At 55.2% G+C, this 6444-nt stretch carries 6 protein-coding genes; 3 read left to right on the top strand and 3 right to left on the bottom strand.

What is annotated here, in order from left to right; translation table 11 throughout:
- Positions 1–51: 51 nt before the first annotated feature.
- Positions 52–738 carry a transcriptional repressor LexA gene (gene lexA, locus QZR18_RS06085; RefSeq protein WP_178707095.1) on the bottom strand — a complete coding sequence of 229 codons (687 nt, stop codon included), beginning with the start codon at positions 736–738 and terminating at the stop codon, positions 52–54.
- A 194-nt stretch (positions 739–932) separates the two neighbouring features.
- Here lexA and QZR18_RS06080 point away from each other — a divergent pair, with 194 nt between their 5' ends.
- Together QZR18_RS06080 and nrdR are read left to right on the top strand one after the other, a co-directional pair.
- Positions 933–1379 (top strand): LysM peptidoglycan-binding domain-containing protein, encoded by a 447-nt coding sequence (locus tag QZR18_RS06080; protein ID WP_366921411.1) that lies wholly within the window; start codon positions 933–935, stop codon positions 1377–1379.
- Positions 1380–1451: 72 nt separating this feature from the next.
- Complete coding sequence (gene nrdR / locus QZR18_RS06075) at positions 1452–1934, top strand: transcriptional regulator NrdR (RefSeq protein ID WP_178707089.1); 483 nt, start codon at positions 1452–1454, stop codon at positions 1932–1934.
- Between the two features lie 85 nt (positions 1935–2019).
- On the opposite strand, the gene QZR18_RS06070 is transcribed toward nrdR, so the two are convergent.
- Complete coding sequence (locus QZR18_RS06070; protein ID WP_178707086.1) at positions 2020–4275, bottom strand: AAA family ATPase; 2256 nt, start codon at positions 4273–4275, stop codon at positions 2020–2022.
- Between the two features lie 174 nt (positions 4276–4449).
- On the opposite strand from QZR18_RS06070, the gene QZR18_RS06065 reads away from it, so the two are divergent.
- On the top strand, positions 4450–5637 hold the full coding sequence (locus QZR18_RS06065) for a proteasome assembly chaperone family protein (protein WP_178707083.1): 1188 nt from the start codon (positions 4450–4452) through the stop codon (positions 5635–5637).
- Here QZR18_RS06065 and QZR18_RS06060 read toward each other — a convergent pair.
- A complete protein-coding gene (locus QZR18_RS06060; RefSeq protein ID WP_178707080.1) occupies positions 5634–6431 on the bottom strand; it encodes a spermidine synthase in 798 nt (265 codons plus the stop codon). The two genes, QZR18_RS06065 and QZR18_RS06060, sit on opposite strands and share 4 nt — an antisense overlap.
- Positions 6432–6444 lie beyond the last annotated feature (13 nt).

The raw sequence follows: 6444 nt of genomic DNA, 5'->3' as shown, positions 1-6444 counted from the left end.
CGACGCAATGCGTCGGGGCCACACCCATTAAATCTGAGGAACTGTCGTTTACTACAGCGAACGAATAACAGTGACAACCCTGCCCATGATTGTGGCGTTATCACCGGGGATCGGCGCGTAGTCCTGATTGTGTGGGAGGAGCCAGATGTGGTCGGAAGTTCTGGAAAATTCTTTGACCGTTGCCTCTCCGTCAATCATTGCAGCAACAAATTCGCCGTTGATCGCAGTGGATTGACTACGGATGACAACAAAATCGCCGTCGAGGATGCCTGCGTCCACCATGGAGTCACCGTGGACTTCAAGCATGAAGAGCTCACCGTGACCGGTCAATCGTGTTGGCAATTGGAAGATATCTTCGATTGCCTGTTCGGCGGTGATCGGAGCGCCAGCAGCGATTCGTCCGACCAAGGGAATTGCTGAGGCATCCTCATCTACGTGGCCGGTTGGAATTTCGACCGTCACGATCTCTTGGGCTGACGAGGCTTTTGTGTCCTTTTCTCCGAGAAGAGTTCTTCCAGATTCAGATACTTCGAGTGCTCGGGGAAGCCCGGGAACCTTCTGAAGGTAGCCAAGGCGTTCGAGCGTGTCGAGATGGTGCTTCACCGTCGAAGGTGAAGAAAGGCCGACGATTTGCGCGATTTCGCGTACCGAAGGAGGGAAGCCACGCCGACGCACCTCGGTGTTGATCAGGCGCAGAATTTCGATTTGCCGACCTGTCAATTCTGTGTCGCTGCTCACGATTATCCCTTCGGAACTAAAAACTGGACGGAAATGAGCGTGCTCAATGGTCCACTCACAGTGTTAAGAATACGGGAGAAAATGAGTAAATCAAACATATGTTCGAAAGTGGCTCGACATCTCCCGAAAGAATTGCTATCGTACAAGTGTTCGACGAACATCTGTACGACCGAAAGGGGAACATCGTGAGCACAATGACTGTTGCAGCGTCTCAAGAGGGGGCTCGTCGCCCGCACCTACAACTCGTCTCCGAGGAATCCCTGGCCTCTGTTTATGACATTCGTCAGGCCCCGTCGGCTCGACGTCGCCGTGAGCTCCTTCGCAATGATGATCCTTCGATGCGTCGTCGCCCTGTTATCGCTACGCGTTCGTCTCTGGGACTTCGGCGCTTGGTCAGCGGTGCTGTAGCCTTTATTGCCGCTACGGGAATTGCAGTTGGTGCGGGTCTTGCTTTACAAACTCAGCCGTACGACGGTCCGACCCGTGTGGTTTCTGTGGCAAGCGGGGATAGCGTGTGGAGTTTGGCTCAGGGAGTCTCGACCACTCGTCCACTGAAAGATGTTGTCAACGACATCGAAGAGCTCAATGATGTTCAGGGTGCATTGCACGTTGGTCAGGAAGTGCGTGTCCCGACTCGTTGATTTGCGTTTTATTCTCCCTGTCGCCGTGGTGTCTTAGTTGCGAATCTGATCGATCAACCGTAGTTTTAGAGGGTGCACTGCCCTTTCTGTCATAACCCAGATTCGCGTGTGGTTGATACACGTATTGCGGATGATGGCGCCTCGATTCGCCGGCGTAGGGAATGCACCTCATGTAAGAAACGCTTCACAACATTGGAAACTTCTTCTTTCCAAGTTGTTAAGCGCTCTGGTGTCATTGAGCCCTTCTCGCGAAATAAGGTTGTTGCTGGGGTAAGGAAAGCGTGCCAAGGGCGTCCTGTTTCCGATGATGAGTTAGCACTTTTAGCCCAACAGGTTGAAGAGCACCTTCGTACCTCCGGCGTCTCTTCTGTATCCAGCGATGAGGTTGGGAAAGCGATTCTGCCCTTCCTTCAGGATCTTGATGAGATCGCATACCTACGTTTTGCCTCCGTCTATCACGCCTTTAATTCGCTCGACGACTTCGCAGATGCGATCGATTCACTGCGTGAACGTTCTCAGGCTAAAAAGCTGACGAAGACTGCGAAAAACAAATAGGTCAGGGCTGCAGCTGAGCGAATAGCGCGTTTGCCTTTTTCAAGAAGATTCTCGCAGAAAAGGCTCGAAGAGCTTGACCTTACCTTTAGGCGTCCCACTCTTCCATGCCACGTGGCAGCTGCGTAGTTGTGACGGCATGCAGATCGTGAGTTGCGCGGGTGAGAGCAACGAAAAGATCGCCGCTTCCTTGATCAAGAATGTCACGTGGCTCGACAACGACAACGGAATCAAATTCCAACCCCTTAGATCCCGCTGCAGTCAGATAACTTACTCGCTGGTCCAAAGCGCTTGCCCCCGATTCATCCGCATGCCACAGCTGCGCCTGGGTATCAGGAACGATAACGCAAATACGGCCCTTTCCTTCGCCCTCTTCGCGGTCAAGGCGTTCCTCCAATGCGGAGACGACTTGAGAGACGCATTCCTTGAGCGTGTCCTTGTGCGTATGGGACACCTGGTAGCAGTCGGAAACGTCGCGGACGGCTTCCATCGGGTAGAGCACGGGAGTGCCGTGCTGCGCCATAACGGCCTGAGCTATTCGGGTTAACGCGCGAGGAGTCCTGTAGGAAATCGAAAGAACGAACTCTTCGCTGAACGCACGAGCAGCTGGACCAAGGGCTTGTTTCCATGATTGTGGACGTCGGTGGCCTCGTTTTTGGTCGAGATCGCCAACAACCGTCATTGAGCGACTTGGGCAGCGTCGCAAAAGGCAACGCCACGCCATAGGTGAAAGATCTTGGGCCTCGTCAATGACAATATGCCCATAGGTCCAGGAACGGTCTGCACGCGCGCGTTCAGCAAGCGGGCGGAGCGAGGGCGCCTCCTGAGTCTGGCGCATCAGCATATCTGCAGTGACAATTCCGCCGCCCAGGCCCGTTGCCTTCAATGCTTCGTTCGCACGCTCCCGTTCCTCTTTTTCTCTCTGGTCCTCGGCCCGGCGCTTCTGGGCTGAGGCGAGATCAAGCGTCCCCAAGAGCTCCTCGAGTTCGTCAATCAGTGGAATATCTGAGATGGTCAGTGGCTCCTCTTGAGCGCGGTACAAGAGGTTGAGGTCTTCGACCGACAGGGGAGTGCCTGCCTTACGGTTCGCTTGAGCCAAGAGATCAGGGCGCGACCAGAGCTTGCGAAGGAATGCGGGCGCCTGTGTGGGCATCCATGCCAAGTTAATTGCCCGACGGGCATCGACCGAGTCGCGGATCTCAGACATCCAGGTCCTCAAATCATCAGGATCGATATCTGCCGTACTGGAAGCATCCCCAGCTTCCACAATCAAACGTCCAGCAAGAAGCTCCATAAGGCCCATCGCGAAAGACTCTCGGGCAACATTGTGCGGACGGCCGCTTCGGCGCGCTCGTGAAAGAGCCTCCTGCACATCCTTGATTCGCAACGTCACGCGGCGATTCCAGACGTGAAGAACCTGATCTCGATCGGGAAGACGAGGGATCAGACGGACCGCTTCGCGCAGAATACGACTGAAAGCCGCGCGTCCTTTAATCGCAGCGATATCGACGGGATCATCGTCTTGAACGCTTAAACCGGGGACGATGTCACCGATGGTCATCTGTACCACACCGGATTCGCCGAGGGATGGAAGAACCTGCTCGATATAACGGAGGAAGGTGCGAGAGGGACCAATGATGAGCACTCCCGAACGCTCAAGTCTCTCGCGCTGCGTGTAGAGAAGATAGGCAGCGCGATGAAGGGCAACGGCAGTTTTTCCTGTGCCGGGGCCACCTTGAACCACAAGGATTCCTCGATCGCTGGCACGGATCACTCGGTCCTGTTCGCCCTGGATCGTCGCAACGATATCTCCCATTCGGCCACTACGCGCTGATGAAAGGGCAGACATCAAAGCGCCTTCACCCTGAAGGGTGAGTCCTTGATGCTGCGCCTGATCGACATCAAGAAGTTCATCTTCAACCGAAGTGACTGTGCGCCCGCGAGTCGCAATATGACGGCGGCGGACGACCCTCAAAGGCTCTTGGGCTGTCGCTTGATAGAAAGGAGCAGAAATCGGAGCTCGCCAGTCAACAAGAAGGGGAGAGGAGTGCTCATCGAGAAGAGAGATCCGACCGATGTAGTGGGTCGCGTGGTCCTTCATATCGAGGCGCCCGAATACTAAGCGTTCTTCGACGTTATCCAGTCGAGAAGACAACTCGGCAAAGTGAGTGGCCAGAGCATCGCGCTCCGTCCATCCCTGAGCGTTGCCGACCCCATGATTAGCATCGATCTTCTGACGCTGTTCGCGGTATTGAGAACGCAGTTGATCCAAGCGTGAGTACGCGCGATCAACAAATTCTTGTTCTTCAGCTACTGGGGTAGTAGCGCGAGCGGAGTCAGACATTGGGACCTTCCGGTAGAAAAAGTCTGGCGTTCTATTTTGCCCTAATTTCCAGTGATTTTCACTCTCTAAGCCGATGGCGCAAATGTGGGATTAGCCGCGCCTAGGGCGCCTCAACAATGTAGCTTTAGAATGAGTGATACGAGTTGAGACGGTTGGAAACCGAAGGAGGGGAACATGACCGAAACCCACACTCATGGGGATGGCCACCAGGGTGCCCAAACCCGTGCGCGAATTCTGGTCATGTACTTCGATGGTGCAATGGATGCAGGAGCATCCGGTCGCATGGCCACTGAACAGATGTTGCGCGCCCTTCCAACGACGCATATTGCTGACTTTGAAGCAGAAGACTTCATTAACTATCGTTCGCATCGCCCTGTGATCACAGTAAAGAACTGGGTGACGCAGGAGGTTGAGATTCCGAAGATTTCTTTGGATCTTCTGCGTGATGATCGGGGAGAATCTTTCCTTTTGCTCCATGGACCTGAACCGGACTACCGCTGGGAAGAGTTCGCTGAGCGTGTTCATAAGATCGTCAGCGATGCCGGCGTTGAGGTGGTGTTTGGAATGACCGGCGTTCCTTCAGGCGTACCGCATACGCGCCCAACTCCGGTTCACGTCCACACGACCGATGCCTCCCTTGTTCCTGCACAGCCGCATATGGCTGCAACGATGCAATTTCCCGGATCGATCGTGTCCTTCCTGCAGTGGAAACTCAAACAATCGGGGATCGATGGAATGACTCTCTTGGCGATCGTTCCTTACTACATGTCAGAGTCCGCCTATCCCGCAGCCTCCTCAGCGATTTTGCGTAAGCTCACTGAGTTCTCGGGGCTTTCCCTACCTGTCGGTGATCTGGAGCAGGGAGCAGCAGAGGATTTGGATACCTTCGCAGCCCTTGTCGATGCCAACCCGGAGGTGCAGCACACCGTTCGTGCATTGGAGGAGCACTACGACTCTTTTTCGGGAGACGGCTTGGGAATTCCGCTCAATGCTGTTCCCTCAGCTTTTAATGTCTCAAATCCTCAGGATAAAGAGGGCGATGCGAGCGGCATTACCGACGCGATCGAGGCCTACCTTGCCTCGGTGACTGATGGGGCTGCTGCCCTGGGTGACAGTGAAGAGCCGGCGCAGGCACTCGCTCCAGCGCCCTCAACTGAGGAGCTTTTGGCTCAGGCACTTGAGCGCATCGCGCAGCGCGAAAAGAAAGGCGAAGGCAGCACTGCTCCTCATGCTCCTCGTCACCGCGGTAATGCAACCTCAGCAGAGGTCTCTATGGATTCAGATGCTCATGTGGAGCAGACGACCCAGCCGCCGGCTGAAACCGAGACTGATTCTGAGGACGAAACCAAGCCGCAGGACTAGAGCGTGCTTTCCGTCCAGCCGACGGCCTCGTCAGTCAGAGGACGGGTCCCGGCACGCCACTTACTCAGTTCATTCCCGCGTAGTGGGCGGGCGGGAAGAGGAAGCTTGCGCAAGAGGCGGTCAAGCTCAACCTCATCGGTGCGACCCGGAGTGCTTTGCGCAAGGAAGACGATATTTCCTCGGCGAGCTCCACGACCAACTTTGGGATCGCACAGTGCTTGTACGTCTGCGAAGGATTCACTCATCCCAGCTAAGTCCAGACGCGCGTTGTCACCACCGCCGTGCGCACTGTTTTCAAGGAGGATCCCGTCGCTGCGGAGGACTCGTCGGCACTGAGCTGTGAACTCGGTGGTCCGCAATTGTGGGGGGACAGATTCTCCGGCAAAAGCATCGCGGACAATGACGTCGAAGGAAGAGTCTCGCAGGGTATCAATGACTTGACGTGCTTCACCAATGCGGATTTTTAGAATCGGAGAACGCGGTAAATCAAAGTGATCTCGAGCGAATTGCGCGATAGTTTGGTCAATTTCAACAACGGTGTGGCGTGAGGCGGGAAAGAGAATGGACCAAGCCCAGGGGAGCGCGCAAGCCGCGCCCCCCAGATGCAGCACGCGAATGGGGTCGTTGTTTGCGTAAGTTGCTTGCAGTGCGCAGGTCGCGTGCTGCATGTATTCGAAATCTAGGTAACTGGGATCAGAAGTATCGATACACGATGACTCCGCTCCGTTAATGAGAAGGGTCGCTCGCGGGCCATCCCAGCGGATCTCGATTGACGGGGAGTCTAGAGTAGTCATAGGGCTACTGTAC

It is taken from the genome of uncultured Actinomyces sp. (genome assembly GCA_900541895.1).
GTDB lineage: Bacteria > Actinomycetota > Actinomycetes > Actinomycetales > Actinomycetaceae > Pauljensenia.
Note: the sequence above shows the minus strand (reverse complement) of the source record. Positions and strands in the feature narration are given on the sequence as shown.